This window comes from Streptomyces sp. MS19, assembly GCF_047200595.1.
GTDB lineage: Bacteria > Actinomycetota > Actinomycetes > Streptomycetales > Streptomycetaceae > Streptomyces.
This window is the reverse complement of sequence record NZ_JBJZOH010000024.1, coordinates 50,788-63,646: the sequence shown is the minus strand read 5'-3', so window position 1 is coordinate 63,646 and position 12,859 is coordinate 50,788. Positions and strand designations below refer to the sequence as shown.

At 74.0% G+C, this 12,859-nt stretch carries 13 protein-coding genes and 1 pseudogene; 10 read left to right on the top strand and 4 right to left on the bottom strand.

Annotation, left to right across the window (positions count from 1 at the left end):
* A complete protein-coding gene (sdhC, locus tag ACL02R_RS21225) occupies positions 1 to 381 on the bottom strand; it encodes a succinate dehydrogenase, cytochrome b556 subunit (protein ID WP_362964139.1) in 381 nt (126 codons plus the stop codon).
* A 210-nt stretch (positions 382 to 591) separates the two neighbouring features.
* Between sdhC and ACL02R_RS21220 the strand changes: the two genes are divergently transcribed.
* Both ACL02R_RS21220 and ACL02R_RS21215 read left to right on the top strand, forming a co-directional pair.
* On the top strand, positions 592 to 2,205 hold the full coding sequence (locus ACL02R_RS21220; RefSeq protein ID WP_412798543.1) for a beta-N-acetylhexosaminidase: 1,614 nt from the start codon (positions 592 to 594) through the stop codon (positions 2,203 to 2,205).
* A 179-nt stretch (positions 2,206 to 2,384) separates the two neighbouring features.
* Positions 2,385 to 2,855, top strand: a complete 471-nt coding sequence (locus ACL02R_RS21215; protein WP_412798542.1) for a hypothetical protein — start codon at positions 2,385 to 2,387, stop codon at positions 2,853 to 2,855.
* Positions 2,856 to 3,188: 333 nt separating this feature from the next.
* Here ACL02R_RS21215 and ACL02R_RS21210 read toward each other — a convergent pair whose 3' ends face one another.
* On the bottom strand, positions 3,189 to 3,782 hold the full coding sequence (locus tag ACL02R_RS21210; RefSeq protein ID WP_412798541.1) for a TetR/AcrR family transcriptional regulator: 594 nt from the start codon (positions 3,780 to 3,782) through the stop codon (positions 3,189 to 3,191).
* Between the two features lie 52 nt (positions 3,783 to 3,834).
* Here ACL02R_RS21210 and ACL02R_RS21205 point away from each other — a divergent pair, with 52 nt between their 5' ends.
* Positions 3,835 to 4,386, top strand: coding sequence for a GNAT family N-acetyltransferase (locus ACL02R_RS21205; protein ID WP_412798540.1), 552 nt, complete (start codon positions 3,835 to 3,837; stop codon positions 4,384 to 4,386).
* 166 nt (positions 4,387 to 4,552) lie between these two features.
* Positions 4,553 to 4,747, top strand: a pseudogene (locus ACL02R_RS21200) (SDR family oxidoreductase); the annotation flags it as partial.
* Between the two features lie 553 nt (positions 4,748 to 5,300).
* Here the strand turns inward: ACL02R_RS21200 and ACL02R_RS21195 are convergent.
* Positions 5,301 to 5,555, bottom strand: a complete 255-nt coding sequence (locus tag ACL02R_RS21195; protein ID WP_412798539.1) for a Txe/YoeB family addiction module toxin — start codon at positions 5,553 to 5,555, stop codon at positions 5,301 to 5,303.
* Complete coding sequence (locus ACL02R_RS21190; RefSeq protein WP_412798538.1) at positions 5,552 to 5,824, bottom strand: type II toxin-antitoxin system Phd/YefM family antitoxin; 273 nt, start codon at positions 5,822 to 5,824, stop codon at positions 5,552 to 5,554. Before ACL02R_RS21190 ends, ACL02R_RS21195 begins: the two co-directional genes overlap by 4 nt.
* A 250-nt stretch (positions 5,825 to 6,074) precedes the next feature.
* Between ACL02R_RS21190 and ACL02R_RS21185 the strand changes: the two genes are divergently transcribed.
* The 6 genes from ACL02R_RS21185 (at position 6,075) to ACL02R_RS21160 (ending at position 12,838) form a co-directional block, all read left to right on the top strand.
* Complete coding sequence (locus ACL02R_RS21185) at positions 6,075 to 6,656, top strand: TetR/AcrR family transcriptional regulator (RefSeq protein ID WP_412798537.1); 582 nt, start codon at positions 6,075 to 6,077, stop codon at positions 6,654 to 6,656.
* Positions 6,657 to 6,737: 81 nt separating this feature from the next.
* On the top strand, positions 6,738 to 7,709 hold the full coding sequence (locus ACL02R_RS21180; RefSeq protein WP_412798536.1) for an SDR family NAD(P)-dependent oxidoreductase: 972 nt from the start codon (positions 6,738 to 6,740) through the stop codon (positions 7,707 to 7,709).
* A gap of 468 nt (positions 7,710 to 8,177) precedes the next feature.
* Positions 8,178 to 8,762 (top strand): RNA polymerase sigma factor, encoded by a 585-nt coding sequence (locus ACL02R_RS21175; RefSeq protein ID WP_412798535.1) that lies wholly within the window; start codon positions 8,178 to 8,180, stop codon positions 8,760 to 8,762.
* Between the two features lie 506 nt (positions 8,763 to 9,268).
* Positions 9,269 to 10,627, top strand: coding sequence for a DUF6716 putative glycosyltransferase (locus tag ACL02R_RS21170; protein ID WP_412798534.1), 1,359 nt, complete (start codon positions 9,269 to 9,271; stop codon positions 10,625 to 10,627).
* A gap of 64 nt (positions 10,628 to 10,691) precedes the next feature.
* Positions 10,692 to 11,912, top strand: a complete 1,221-nt coding sequence (locus ACL02R_RS21165) for a cytidylyltransferase domain-containing protein (RefSeq protein WP_412798533.1) — start codon at positions 10,692 to 10,694, stop codon at positions 11,910 to 11,912.
* Positions 11,909 to 12,838 (top strand): N-acetylneuraminate synthase family protein, encoded by a 930-nt coding sequence (locus tag ACL02R_RS21160; RefSeq protein ID WP_412798532.1) that lies wholly within the window; start codon positions 11,909 to 11,911, stop codon positions 12,836 to 12,838. The genes ACL02R_RS21165 and ACL02R_RS21160 overlap by 4 nt, the downstream gene beginning before the upstream one ends.
* The last annotated feature ends 21 nt before the right edge of the window (positions 12,839 to 12,859 follow it).

Here is a 12,859-nt window from a genome sequence, read left to right as displayed (position 1 = left end):
TCAGCTCCCGAACAGCTCGTGGAAGGCGTGGGACAGGACCGGGTAGGCGGCCCCCGCCATCAGGACCACCCAGACGCCGACGACGGTCCACAGCATCTGGCGCTGGTAGCGGGCGCCCTTGTTCCAGAAGTCCACGGCGACGACGCGCAGACCGTTCAGCGCGTGGAACAGGACGGCGGCCACGAGGCCGTACTCCATCAGTCCCACGATCGGGGTCTTGTAGACGGCGATGGTGTCGTCGTACGCCTCGGGGGAGACGCGGACGAGAGCGGTGTCCAGTACATGGACGAACAGGAAGAAGAAGATGAGGACACCGGTGACACGGTGTGCCACCCATGACCACATGCCTTCCCGGCCGCGGTACAACGTTCCTGCCGGCACGGAAAAACCCTCCGGGAGCGGTCGCAAGAGCCTCGCCGGCAGCTCTGGGGACGTCGGTCGGGCCCGGCCGGGTACGGTCCACCGGCCGCCGCCATGGTATCGGCGGGGCGGGGCGTCCTCCGCCCCGGGGGTCACCGGCCGTGCCGCGCGCCCCCGCCGGGGCCCCGCCGCTGGTATTGCCGACCTCTGGCCAACGCTTACCGTCGAAGTATGCGAGAAGCGCCCTGGCGAATAATCGCCCTGGTCGCGGCGGCCCTCGTCATCGCGGCCGCCTCGACCATGGTGATCGCGGAACAGGCCGGTGACGGCACGGCGACGCAGCGCGCGACGCCCGCCGCCGGCACTCCCGCCCCGTCACCCCCAGAGTCCCCCACCGATCTCCCGGACGGCCCGGAAGGCGCCCCCCGTACCGTCCCGGCCGTCCGGAACTTCGACGCCGCCGACGGCCCCGGCTGGGCCCCGGCCGAGGGCGTCACCCGAGTGGTCGCCGCCGAGGACGGCCCGCTCGACGACGAGGCCGACCGGCTCGCCGAGGAGCTGGACGCCGACCGCGCCGGGAACGGCGCCCGCGACGGCGACGTCCTCCTGCGGCTCGACAAGGGCGCCGGCACCGGCGCCGAGGGCTACCGGATCGAGACCGAGGACCACCGCGTCACGGTCACGGCCCGTACGCAGGCCGGCGTGTTCTACGGCACGCGCACCGTCGTCCAGTCCGTGCGCGGCGCGGGCGGCCTGCCGCAGGGCACGATCGAGGACCGCCCCGACCGCCCCCAGCGCGGCCTGTCGCTGGACACGGCGCGCAAGCCGTTCACGGCCGACTGGATCAAGGACCGGCTGCGCGAGATGGCCGATCTCAAGCTCAACCAGTTCCAGTGGCACTTCAGCGACGACCAGGGCTTCCGCATCGAGAGCGAGAGCCACCCCGAGGTCGCCTCGCCCGACGCCCTGACGAAGGACGAGGTCGAGGAGATCATCGACCTGGCCGGTGAGCTGCACATCGAGGTCGTCCCGGAGATCGACTCGCCCGGCCACCTCGGGGCCGTGCTGGCGGCCTACCCGCAGTTCCAGCTGGTGAGCGCGAGCGGCGAGGAGCCGCGGGGCGCGGTGGACATCGCCGACGAGGACGCGGGCAAGCTGATCGACGACCTGCTGCGCGAGTACGCCGACCTCTTCCCCGGTGACCACGTGCACGTCGGCGGCGACGAGTACGTGGCCGCGACCGTGTCCGACCCGGAGAGCACCTACCCGGACCTGGCGCGGGCCGCCCGCGACCGCTTCGGCGACGGCGCCTCCGTCCGCGACCTGGCCACGGCGTGGCTCAACGACCGCGCCGAGACCGTCCGCGACGCCGGCAAGACCCCGCAGGTGTGGAACGACGGCATGCATGCGGGCGGCGAGGTGCGGCCCGACCACGACCGGGAGGTCACGTACTGGACCGGCCGCGAGATCGGCGCCCGCCCGCCGGTGGAGTACCTGGAGGGCGGCTGGAAGGTGCTGAACCTCAGCTCCGAGTACCTCTACTACGTCCTCGGCGAGCCGAACGACTTCACGTATCCGACGGGTGAGCGGATCTACGAGGAGTGGACGCCCGCCGTCCTGCGCGGCACGGAGGCGGTGCCCGAGGAGTTCAGGGACGCGGACCACATCCCGGGCGCGCGGTTCGCCGTCTGGTGCGACCTGGCGGACGCGCAGACGGAGGAGCAGGTCGCGGAGGGCATCAGGCTGCCGCTGGCGGCGCTGGCCCAGAAGGTCTGGGACCCGGGGGAGCCGGAGCTGAGCTGGTCGCAGTTCACCGAGCTGACCGGGCAGGTCGCCGCCGGGTAGTCACCCGTCCGGAGCAGCCGGGCGGCCGGGGGAACGGGCACCCGCCGCCGTCGCGCAGGGAGCGCGACGGCGGCGCTCGCGTTCCCGCCACACCTCGCTTTCACCCGAAGGGGGGAATGGGCGGGCCGTCGTTCCGCCCGTACATACTGATCACCCCGCCGGAGGGGATGAGGGGGGCCATGGGGTTTCCAGCGCTGGGGGTCGTGCAGGTCTGGATACCGACCACGGTCGTGTGCGTGGTCGTCGTGCTGCTGGTGCGCGCCCGGCAGCGGAGGAGAGGCCTCTGGCAGCCCTCCTCACTGGCCGTCGTCGGCGTCGTCACGCTCCTCAACACCGTGACCCTGTGGTTCGTCGCGGTGGCGGCCGGCGGTCTCGACCTGGAGGAGGCCTGCGAGTACCGGCACGGCGTCCGGTTCGACGACGGGTGGAACAGCGCGCACCACCGCGAGTCCGGACGGCTGTTCCCGGTGCACGCGAGGTGCAGCGCGGACGTGGACCTCGTGCCGTCCTGGGTGAACCCCGCACTCGTCGTCCTCGCGCTCCTCTCCCTGGCCTGCCTCGGCGCGGCCGTCTTCCTCGGCGTGCGCAACGCCGCCCGGCGGCTGAGGAGGATGCGGCCCGACGACGCGGCGGCTGCGCGTTCCGTGTGATCCAGGCGGCGACGTCCACGGCACGCGGACGCACGGGCTCGGACAGGACGACGGCCGTGGTGGTGTCGCCCAGCTCCGCCAGGCGCTCGATGACCTCCTCCAGGTCCCGCCCGTCCCGGGCGGACCGGTGCCGTGTGGGACGCGTCGGCCTCCACCGGCTGTGCCGGCACGACGTGACGCCGCGGGCGGGTGTCGCGCCCGCGCGCCGCTACGCGGAACCGCTGCCGGCCGAGGTGCTCGGCGGGCGGCTCGACCCGTCCCCGGTGCTCCCGGCCGGGATGCCGCTGGACGGCATCGCCCGCGCCTGCCGGGCCATGGACACGCGCCGCGCCGTCAGGCCCCGGCGCGGCCGAGGGCGGCCAGGTGGCCGTCGAGCAGCCGGATCTGCCGCGCCGGGGGGAACGCCGCCGGGGAGAACAGGGCCTGGACCGCCAGGCCGAGGACGAACGACTGGGCCCCGGCGGCGATCTCCGCCGGGTCGCCCGGCGACAGCCCGCCCGACTCCTGGGCGGCGGCGACGAGTTCGGTCAGCCTGGCGTGGGCGGCGGCGTACTTGCGTGCGTAGTCGGCGCTCATCCCGGGGTCGGAGAGCGCGGCGTCCCAGGACGAGACCCACACCCGGCTGGTGTCGGTGGCCTCGGGGGTCAGGGGGAGGAGGTCGAGCAGCGCGTCGCGGAGAGCGCCAAGGCCCGTGCCCCGGCTGCGGCGCGGGCGGGCGAGCGTCCGCTCTTCGAGCAGGTCGAGGGCGTACGTCACGAGGGCGCGCTTGGTGGGGAAGTAGTGCGTGAGCAGCCCGGTGGTGGCGTCGAGTTCGGCCGCGACGGCGCGCAGGGTCAGGCCGGTGAAGCCGCGCGTCGCCATGACCTGCCACACCGCCGCGGAGACGTCGCGCCGGCGTGCCTCATGGTCTCCCCTGGTGCGTGCCATGGCTCCACGGTATATTGCCGTAACGCTTGTTATGTGAACGGAGGGGCCCTTCGTGTTCTCGCTCCCGCTGCGCGGCGACGCCCGTCTGGGCCCGCTGGAGACATGGCACGCCGAGGAGTTCGCCGCCCACCTCGACCGCGCGCGTGCGCACATCCGCCCATGGGTCGGAGCCGCGTTCGTCACCGAAAGCGTGGACGGCGCGCGGGCCACGCTCCGGCGGTACGCCGAGGGCGCGGCGGCGGACGGCGCCCGCCTGTACGGCGTCTGGCAGGGGGAGGCGCTGGTCGGCGGCGTCATGTTCACCGCCTTCGACACCGCCCTCGGCACGTGCGAGATCGGCTGCTGGCTCGAACCGGCCGCCGAGGGCCGCGGTCTCGTGACCCGTGCCTGCGGCCTGCTGCTCGACTGGGCGTTCACCGCACGCGGACTGCACCGCGCCGAGTGGCACTGCCGGGCCGACAACGACCGCAGCTCCGCCGTCGCCGAGCGGCTCGGCATGACGCTCGAAGGCGTGCGGCGCGCGGCATGGCCCTATGGGGGCGCGCGCCACGACAAGCAGGTCTGGGCGGTCCTCGCCCCCGAATGGCGGGCCTCGGCCCGGTGACCGCCGGGCGCGCGGTTCAGGCGGCAGGTGGCACGAGCAGGTGGCCCAGGCGCAGGTCCGCGCGGCCTCCAGGTGTTCCGCCGAGCCGGTGAGGAGCGGGACGGTGACGCCGCCCTGCACGGCCGCGACCACCGCCGCCTGGCCCCCGCACGGGCACGCACGCACCGTGGCCCCGGGCCCCACCGCGACGCCGCTCTTCCTCGACGGCAAGGACGAGCGGACCGTCGAGACCCTCACCAAGGCCGCGCCCCTCGCACGCCTCGGCCGCCCCGGGGACATCGCCGAGACCGCCGCGTTCCTCGCCGGACCCGCCCGCTGGGTCGACGGCCAGACGCTCTTCACCAACGGCGGCCTCGCCTGACGCCCGGCGCACCCCGCACGACACTTCCGCCACCCGGGGAACACCGGCACGCCCCAGGGAAGGAGGAAGGACCATGTCCACCGTGCTCATCACCGGTGCCGCGACCGGCATGGACGCCCGACCGCCCGCGCGCTCGCCCGCGCGGGCCACACCGTCCACGTGACGATGCGCGACCCGGACGGCCGCAACGCCGCCTGCGCCGAGGACCCGCGTGCCGAGACCGCCGGACACGACCCGCACGTCCTCGGACTCGGCGTCCAGTCCCAGGAGTCCGCCGAACGCGGCGGTGCGGACCGTGCTCGACCGGCCCGGCGCGCTCGACGCCGTCGTGCACAACGCGGCGTACGCCGGGCCGGACGGCCTGGTCGCGCGCAACGAGGCCGTCGCCGGAGAGGTCGCCCGCATCCCGGCACTCCCCGCCGGCCGCGGACCGGCGCGCGGCGTCGAGCACGTCGGCGACGTGACGCGGGAGGCGCAGCGCGAGTTCGTCACCCGCCTGGGCTTCGGCGACCTGCTCACCGTCCGCCAGGAGCAGCCCCCACCCGCCGCGCGGTCAGTAGTGATAGCGCGCGGCGAGGACGACGATCTCGCCATCGGTGACCAGGTAGACGAGACGGTGCTCGTCGTCGATCCTCCGCGACCAGGCACCCGGCAGGTGATGCTTCAGCGGTTCCGGCTTCCCGATGCCGTCGAACGGGTCCCGCAGGACGTCCGTGATCAGCCTGTTGATCCGGGCGAGCGTCTTGCGGTCGTTCCGGAGCCAGGACGTGTAGTCCTCCCACGCCTGGTCCTCGAAGACGAACCTCACGTCGCGTCGGACGCGGAGTCGGGGTCGATCAGCTCGCGCTCGGTGAGGTTCCGGCGGGACAGGGCGTTCTCGTATGCCGTGAGCAGGCGGCGGGCGTTCGCCGGGGAACGGAGCAGGTACGCGCCTTCGCGCAGGGCGGCATAGTCGTCCGCCGACATCAGGACGGCGTTCCCGTGCCGCGACACGATCTCCACCGTGTCGTGGTCTTCGTTGACCCGCCTGATCAGGGGGAACAAATCCTTGCGCGCCTCGCTGGCGGTGATGGACACTCCTGATCCCTTCCCTAAGTGGTACCGGATAACGTACCACTCGGGATGGCTCTCGGGGCAGAGTCCCCCACGCCGATCGGCGCCACCGTTGATCACGTCGTCATGGCCGAAGGCATGGCCCGACGCGTCCGGCACAGGCCGCGGCGCGGCGTCGCGCTGCTCGCGGGGCGCCCCGGGAGGCCGGCGCCAGGCCGTGCGCCGGTGCCGGCTTTCTGGATTGAACGGTCTGGTTCCTTGTTACGCTCGGGGCGTGGCCAGGACCAAGGAATTCGACCCCGACGCGGTGCTCCAGCGCGCGATGGACCTGTTCTGGGAGCGGGGGTACGAGGCGACGTCGATGGCCGATCTCGTCGAGCACCTCGGGATCGCCCGCGCCAGCATCTACGCCACGTTCGGCAGCAAGCACGACCTCTACCTGGCCGCGATGCGCCGCTACCTGCGGGGCAGCGAGGCGGGCTTCGTCACCGCGCTCGCGCAGCCGGGGCCCGCCCTGCCCGCCGTGCGCGCCTTCGTGGCGAGCTGGGTCACCGAGGCCATGACCGACCCGGCCCGCCGCGGCTGCCTCGTGGTGAACGCGGCGGTGGAGCTGTCCCCGCGCGACCCGGAGGTGGCCCGCCAGGTCGAGGTGGGCTGGAGCGTCGTGGAGACGGCGCTCGTCTCCTCCCTGCTGCGCGCCCAGGCGCAGGGCGAGCTGCCCGCCGAGAAGGACCCGCACGAGATCGCACGGTTCCTGCTCGTGGTGATGCAGGGCGTGCGCGTCATCGCGCGCGCCGCGCCGGACGCCGGGCGCCTGCGGGCCGCCGCGAAGCTCGCCCTGGCCGCACTGGATTGACCGGTCCAGTATCCGTACGTCTCTCCGGGGCCGCGAGGCCGACTTGCTCCAGACCGCGCTCCAGGTCCTGGCGTCTCGGCCATGACGACGACACCGGAGCACCCGATCGGTTCCGGCTTCGGCGCCCGGAGCACCGCGGACGACGTCCGGAGCGGCATCGACCTGTCCGGCCACACCGCGCTCGTCACCGGCGGCTACTCGGGCCTCGGCCTGGAGACGCCCCGCACCCTGGCCGCCGCCGGGGCCCGCGTCGTCGTCCCCGCCCGGCGCCCGGCCGCCGCACGGGACGCGCTCGACGGCATTCCGGGCGTCGAGACCGACGCGCTCGACCTGGCCGACCTCGCGAGCGTCCGCTCCTTCGCCGAACGGTTCCTGCACGCGCATCCCACGGTCCACATCCTGATCAACAACGCCGGGGTCATGGCCTGCCCCGAGACCCGCGTCGGCCCGGGGTGGGAGGCCCAGTTCGCCACCAACCACCTCGGCCACCACGCGCTGGTCAACCACCTCTGGCCGGCGATCGCCCGCGGCGGCGCGCGCGTGGTCTCCGTGTCCTCCGGCGCCCACGGCATCACCGGCATGCGCTGGGACGACGTGCACTTCGAGCGCGGTTACGACAGGTGGCAGGCGTACGGGCAGGCGAAGACGGCGAACGTGCTGTTCGCCGTGCACCTCGACGCGCTCGGCCGCGACGCCGGGGTCAGGGCGTTCGCGCTGCACCCGGGCGCCATCCTCACCCCGCTCCAGCGCCACCTCGCGAAGGCGGACATGGTCGCGGCGGGCTGGATCGACGAGGCGGGCAACCTGGCGGACCCCAGCTTCAAGACGCCGCCGCAGGGCGCGGCGACGCAGGTGTGGGCGGCCACCTCACCCCGGCTGTCCGGCATGGGCGGCGTGTACTGCGAGGACTGCGACATCGCCGGGCCGGCCGGCGAGGGCGCGGAGGGCGGCGTGCACGCGCACGCGACCGACCCCGCCGAGGCCGCGCGCCTGTGGGCGCTGTCGGCACGCCTCACGGGCGTGGACGCTTTCGGAGCGGCGGACAGGACCTGAGGGGCCCGCCTGAACAGCAGGGACGGCGCCAGACGCCCGGCGAGCCGGGTCGGGGCGTCCGCGTGCCACCCGGTCCGGCCACGGGTGCGGGACGAGCGCCGTGGTGGCGGGCGTCCCCGCCGCCGGTCAGGGACCACCGGACCGACGCCGAGGAGCACGGGAGGCCCCGGGCGGCGGGCCCGCGGACCCTCCGGGGCGTCGGCCAGGCCGTCGGTCACACCCGATACGGGGGAACAGCCGGGGCCGCCACCCCCCACAGGAGAGACCCCGGCTGTCACCGGGCGCGGACGGTCGAGGTCCGGGCCCGTACCTCTCTCAGCGTCGCGCGGCCCGTAACTGTTACCGAGCGGATACGGCCGGATGCGCCATGGACTCAGGGCGCCGCGCCGCGTAGCGTTCAGGCACGGGAGACACACTGTCACCAGACCGAGGCGGTATGCGGTGTGAGGGCCGCGGAGGGGGCCGGGAGTGCGCGGCGAGAACAGCGAGTTGACCGCGGCGGTGCACGCTGCCAAGGCGGGGGACGAGGAGGCGTTCCGCGCCGTCTACCGGGCCGTGCACCCGCGTCTGCTCGGCTATGTGCGGACGATCGTGGCCGAGCCGGACGCCGAGGACGTCACGGCCGAGGCCTGGCTCCAGATATCGCGCGATCTCGGGCGGTTCAGCGGCGACGCCGACCGCTTCCGCGGCTGGACGGCCCGCATCGCCCGCAACCGGGCGCTCGACCACTTACGGGCGCGCGGCAGGCGGCCGCAGGAGACGCGGGCGGACGAGGACGACCTCGCCCACCTGCCGTCGTCCGCCGACACCGCCGAGGAGGCCATCGCCGCCCTGGGCACGAGCCGGGTGCTCCGGCTCGTCGCCGAACTGCCGCAGGAGCAGGCGGGCGCGGTGATGCTGCGCACGATGATCGGGATGGACGCCAACCGGGCCGCCGCGCTGCTCGGTTCGCGGCCAGGCGCCGTGCGCACGGCGAACCACCGGGGGCTGCGCAGGCTCGCGCAGCACCTGGAGCGCTTCGGCCCCGACGGCGGCGTCACGGCCGCCGTGTAGGCGGCGCGGGCGCGCGACCGGGCCGGTGTAACGATTTCGGAAGCTACGGCGCAGTAAGGAACGAGCCGACTGGTCATCGGCTCGGCGGGCGCACTCCGAGGTCCCCCCCGTACCTCAGAGGGCCCCACGCGCGGGCGGGGCGGGAGACCGCGCCGCCCGCGCACCCCCTCACCACCGCCTTCTCCGCCACGCCCCCGCGCGGCGTCCGATGAACGGCGGGGCGAACGGTCCGGCGAAAGTGAACGTGGAATTGCCGCCGGGTGATCCACCCCACTTCCCGGCCGCCGGGAAACCTTCTCCCGCTTTCCCGTTCACTTTTTCCGCAGCCCTTTCCCCCGATAGGTGAACACCCCGTTTCCGAGGGGCTTCCGGGTGGTGAACCAGGGGTGGTGACCAGGGGAAATCCCATTCCGGGCGGTCGAGTTGGCCACCAGGTGTCGCGCTGTTAACTCGTTGTTGTGACTGAGTTGGCCCGGCACTAGGAAGCGCCGCCTACGGTTCCATCCGTGCCCGATTCATCCCCCACGCCACTTCGCGTGGCCGTGCTGGCGGATTCCGACACCAGGTGGAAATGGGGCGCGCTCACGGCGCGCCGGATAGCCCCCGAGTCATCCGTCACCGGCTACGTGCTGCGCGGCCGGGCGACGCCCACGGAACGGCAGCTGGCGGAGACCGGTACCGATCTGGACGCGCCGGCCGAGATCACCGCCGCCGAGTTCCTGTCCGAGCTGGCCCGCCGCCGCACCCCCGAGGAACCGCCGTACGACGCCCTGGTCCTCGCCTGCGTCGGCAACACGGTGCAGGCCATGCTGCACGGCCTCGCCCGCACGTGGCACGGGACCGCGCGCCGCACCGCCGTCGTCACCGGCTACGTGGGCGTGGTCTACGAGAACCTGGCCAGCGGACTGCTCGCGCGCCACGGCGCCGACCTGATCCTCGCCAACAGCCCGTACGACGCGCGCCGCTTCCGCGCCCTCTTCCGGGGCGTGCGCGCCGACGGGTCGGCCGTCACCGAGTGCGCGCTGCCGTTCCTCGACGGCGCCCCGTACGACCCGGACGCCGTGGCGCGCGGGGACCGCCCCCACCGCGTCGTCTTCGCCGTCCAGCCGTCCGTGCCGTCGAGCCGCGCCGACCGCTCCTACCTGCTGGAACGCGCGAGGGAGCACGCCCGCCGCCACCCGGCGCGCGAGGTCGTCCTCAAGCTGCGCAGCAGGCCGGGCGAGCACACGACGCACCTGGAGGAGCTGCCCTACCAGCGGCTCGCGGAGCGCACCAGGGCCGAGCAGCCCCCCAACTTCTCGCTCGCCTACGGCAACATGGGCGAGATCCTGGACGGCACCGACCTGCTGGTGACGGTCAGTTCGACCGCCGCGCTCGAATCGCTGCACCGCGGGATCCCGACCGCCGTCCTCACCGACCTCGGCATCCGCGAGCAGCTCGGCAACCACTACTTCATCGGCTCCGGCTGCCTCGCGTCCTGGGACGAGCTGGACGGCGGCGCCGTCCCCGTGCCCGACCGCGACTGGCTGGCCGGCCAGGGCCTGGGCGTCCCGGCCGAGAGCGCCTTCGCCACGGCCCGCGCGCGCCTCGCCGGACTGCTGGAACAGGCCGCCGAGGAGACCGGACTCGCGCCGCTCGACCCGTACTACACGGTCCGCACGGCCCCCGGCTACCTGCCCGGCGCCCTCGCCAGGCACGGCCTCGACGTCAAGGGCGCGCCGCAGGGCGGCCACCAGGCGGCGACGGCGCAGACCACCGGCGTACGCGCCGCGTCCCGGCGCCTCCTGCGCCGTACCGCGCGCGGCGCCTACCGCGCGGGTGCCCAGCGCGTGGCCCCGATGATCCGCCGCTGGGGGCAGCTGTGACCGCGCCCCGCGCCCCGCGCCCCCGCACTTCCCGCATCACCCACCGACCGCAAAGGCATCACGCATGAGCACCGTGCTGGCAGTGATCCCCGCACGCGGGGGTTCGAAGGGCGTGCCGGGCAAGAACCTGGCACCGGTCGGCGACGCCCCCCTCGTCGTCCGCGCGGTACGGGCCTGCCGCGCCGCGCGCCTGGTGACGTCCGTCGTCGTCTCCACCGACGACCCGGACATAGCCGCGGCGGCGCAGGCCGCCGGAGCCGAGCTGATCGAACGCCCGCCCGCCATCGCCGGCGACACCGCCACGAGCGAGGCAGCCGTCCTGCACGCCATGGACGTGTACGAGGAACGGCACGGTGCCGCCCTCGACGCGGTACTCCTCGTCCAGTGCACCAGCCCCTTCGTCACCCACGAAGAACTGGACGGCGTGGCCGCCGCCGTGCTCGGCGGCGCCGACAGCGCGCTGACGGCCGCCCCGTTCCACGGCTTCGTCTGGCGCGACGCCGCCGACACCACCGACGGCGGGACCGGCGCCCACGGCGTCAACCACGACAAGGCCGTACGCCCCCGCCGCCAGGACCGCCCGCAGGACCTGCTGGAGACCGGCGCCGCCTACGCGATGCGCGCCGACGGCTTCCGCGCCGCGCGCCACCGCTTCTTCGGCCGCACCGAACTCGTGCGCACCGACCCGGCCCGCGTGCTGGAGATCGACGACCCGCACGACCTCGCCCGCGCCCGCGCGCTCGTCCCGCTGCTCGACGGCGGCGCCCCCGAGCTGCCCGCCGCGCCGTTCCCGGGCTACCTGCCGACCCGCGCTGACATCGACGCGGTCGTGCTCGACTTCGACGGCACCCAGACCGACGACCGGGTGCTGATCGACTCCGAAGGACGCGAGATCGTCTCCGTGCACCGCGGCGACGGCCTCGGCATCGCGGCCCTGCGCCGCGCCGGCCTGCCGCTGCTGATCCTGTCCACGGAGGAGAACCCGGTCGTGGCCGCGCGGGCGCGCAAGCTGCGCATCCCCGTCCTGCACGGCATCGACCGCAAGGACCTCGCCCTCAAGCAGTGGTGCGAGGAGCAGGGCATCGCCCCCGAACGCGTGCTCTACGCCGGCAACGACGTCAACGACCTGCCGTGCTTCGGCCTCGTCGGCTGGCCGGTCGCCGTAGCCAGCGCCCACGACGTGGTACGCGGAGCCGCCCGCGCGGTGACCTCCGCGGCCGGCGGCGCCGGCGCGATCCGCGAGATCGCCTCGTGGATTCTCGGAAAGGAACTGACCTCATCATGACCTCAGGCAACGACCGCCTGCGCAGCTTCGGCGACCGCGTCGTGGGCCCCGGCCGCCCCGTCTACGTCACGGGCGAGATCGGCATCAACCACAACGGCGACCTGGACAACGCCTTCGCGCTCATCGACGCCGCCGTCGAGGCGGGCTGCGACGCCGTGAAGTTCCAGAAGCGCACGCCGGAGATCTGCACCCCGCGCGACCAGTGGGACATCGAACGCGACACCCCCTGGGGCCGGATGACGTACATCGACTACCGGCACCGCGTCGAGTTCGGCGAGGACGACTACCGCGCGATCGACGCGTACTGCGCCAAGCGCGGCATCCACTGGTTCGCGTCGCCGTGGGACACCGAGGCCGTCGCGTTCCTTGAGCAGTTCGACGTGCCCGCCCACAAGGTGGCCTCCGCCTCCCTGACCGACGACGAGCTGCTGCGCGCCCTGCGCGCCACCGGCCGCACCGTCATCCTCTCCACGGGCATGTCCACGCCGAAGCAGATCCGGCACGCCGTTGAGGTCCTCGGCAGCGGGAACATCCTGCTCTGCCACGCGACCAGCACCTACCCGGCCAAGGCCGAGGAGCTGAACCTCCGCGTCATCCACACGCTCCAGGCCGAGTACCCGAACGTCCCGATCGGCTACTCAGGCCACGAGACGGGCCTCCAGACGACGCTGGCCGCCGTCGCGCTCGGCGCCGTCTTCGTCGAGCGGCACATCACCCTCGACCGCGCCATGTGGGGCTCCGACCAGGCCGCGTCCGTCGAACCGGGGGGCCTCCAGCGGCTCGTGCGTGACATCCGGATCATCCAGGAGTCGCTGGGCGACGGCGTCAAGAAGGTCTACGACAGCGAGCTCGGCCCGATGAAGAAGCTGCGCCGCGTCCAGGGCGTCGTCGCCGACCAGGCGGAGCGCGAGCCGGCGAACGCCTGAGCCGCACCGGACCGGACCGGA

Bases quoted from the DNA above. Each gene is read 5' to 3' on its own strand.
- ACL02R_RS21165 (WP_412798533.1), top strand. From the start codon at position 10,692: ATGAGCACCGTGCTGGCAGTGATCCCCGCACGCGGGGGTTCGAAGGGC.
- ACL02R_RS21180 (WP_412798536.1), top strand. From the start codon at position 6,738: ATGACGACGACACCGGAGCACCCGATCGGTTCCGGCTTCGGCGCCCGG.
- ACL02R_RS21215 (WP_412798542.1), top strand. From the start codon at position 2,385: ATGGGGTTTCCAGCGCTGGGGGTCGTGCAGGTCTGGATACCGACCACG.
- ACL02R_RS21220 (WP_412798543.1), top strand. From the start codon at position 592: ATGCGAGAAGCGCCCTGGCGAATAATCGCCCTGGTCGCGGCGGCCCTC.
- ACL02R_RS21160 (WP_412798532.1), top strand. From the start codon at position 11,909: ATGACCTCAGGCAACGACCGCCTGCGCAGCTTCGGCGACCGCGTCGTG.
- ACL02R_RS21210 (WP_412798541.1), bottom strand. From the start codon at position 3,782: ATGGCACGCACCAGGGGAGACCATGAGGCACGCCGGCGCGACGTCTCC.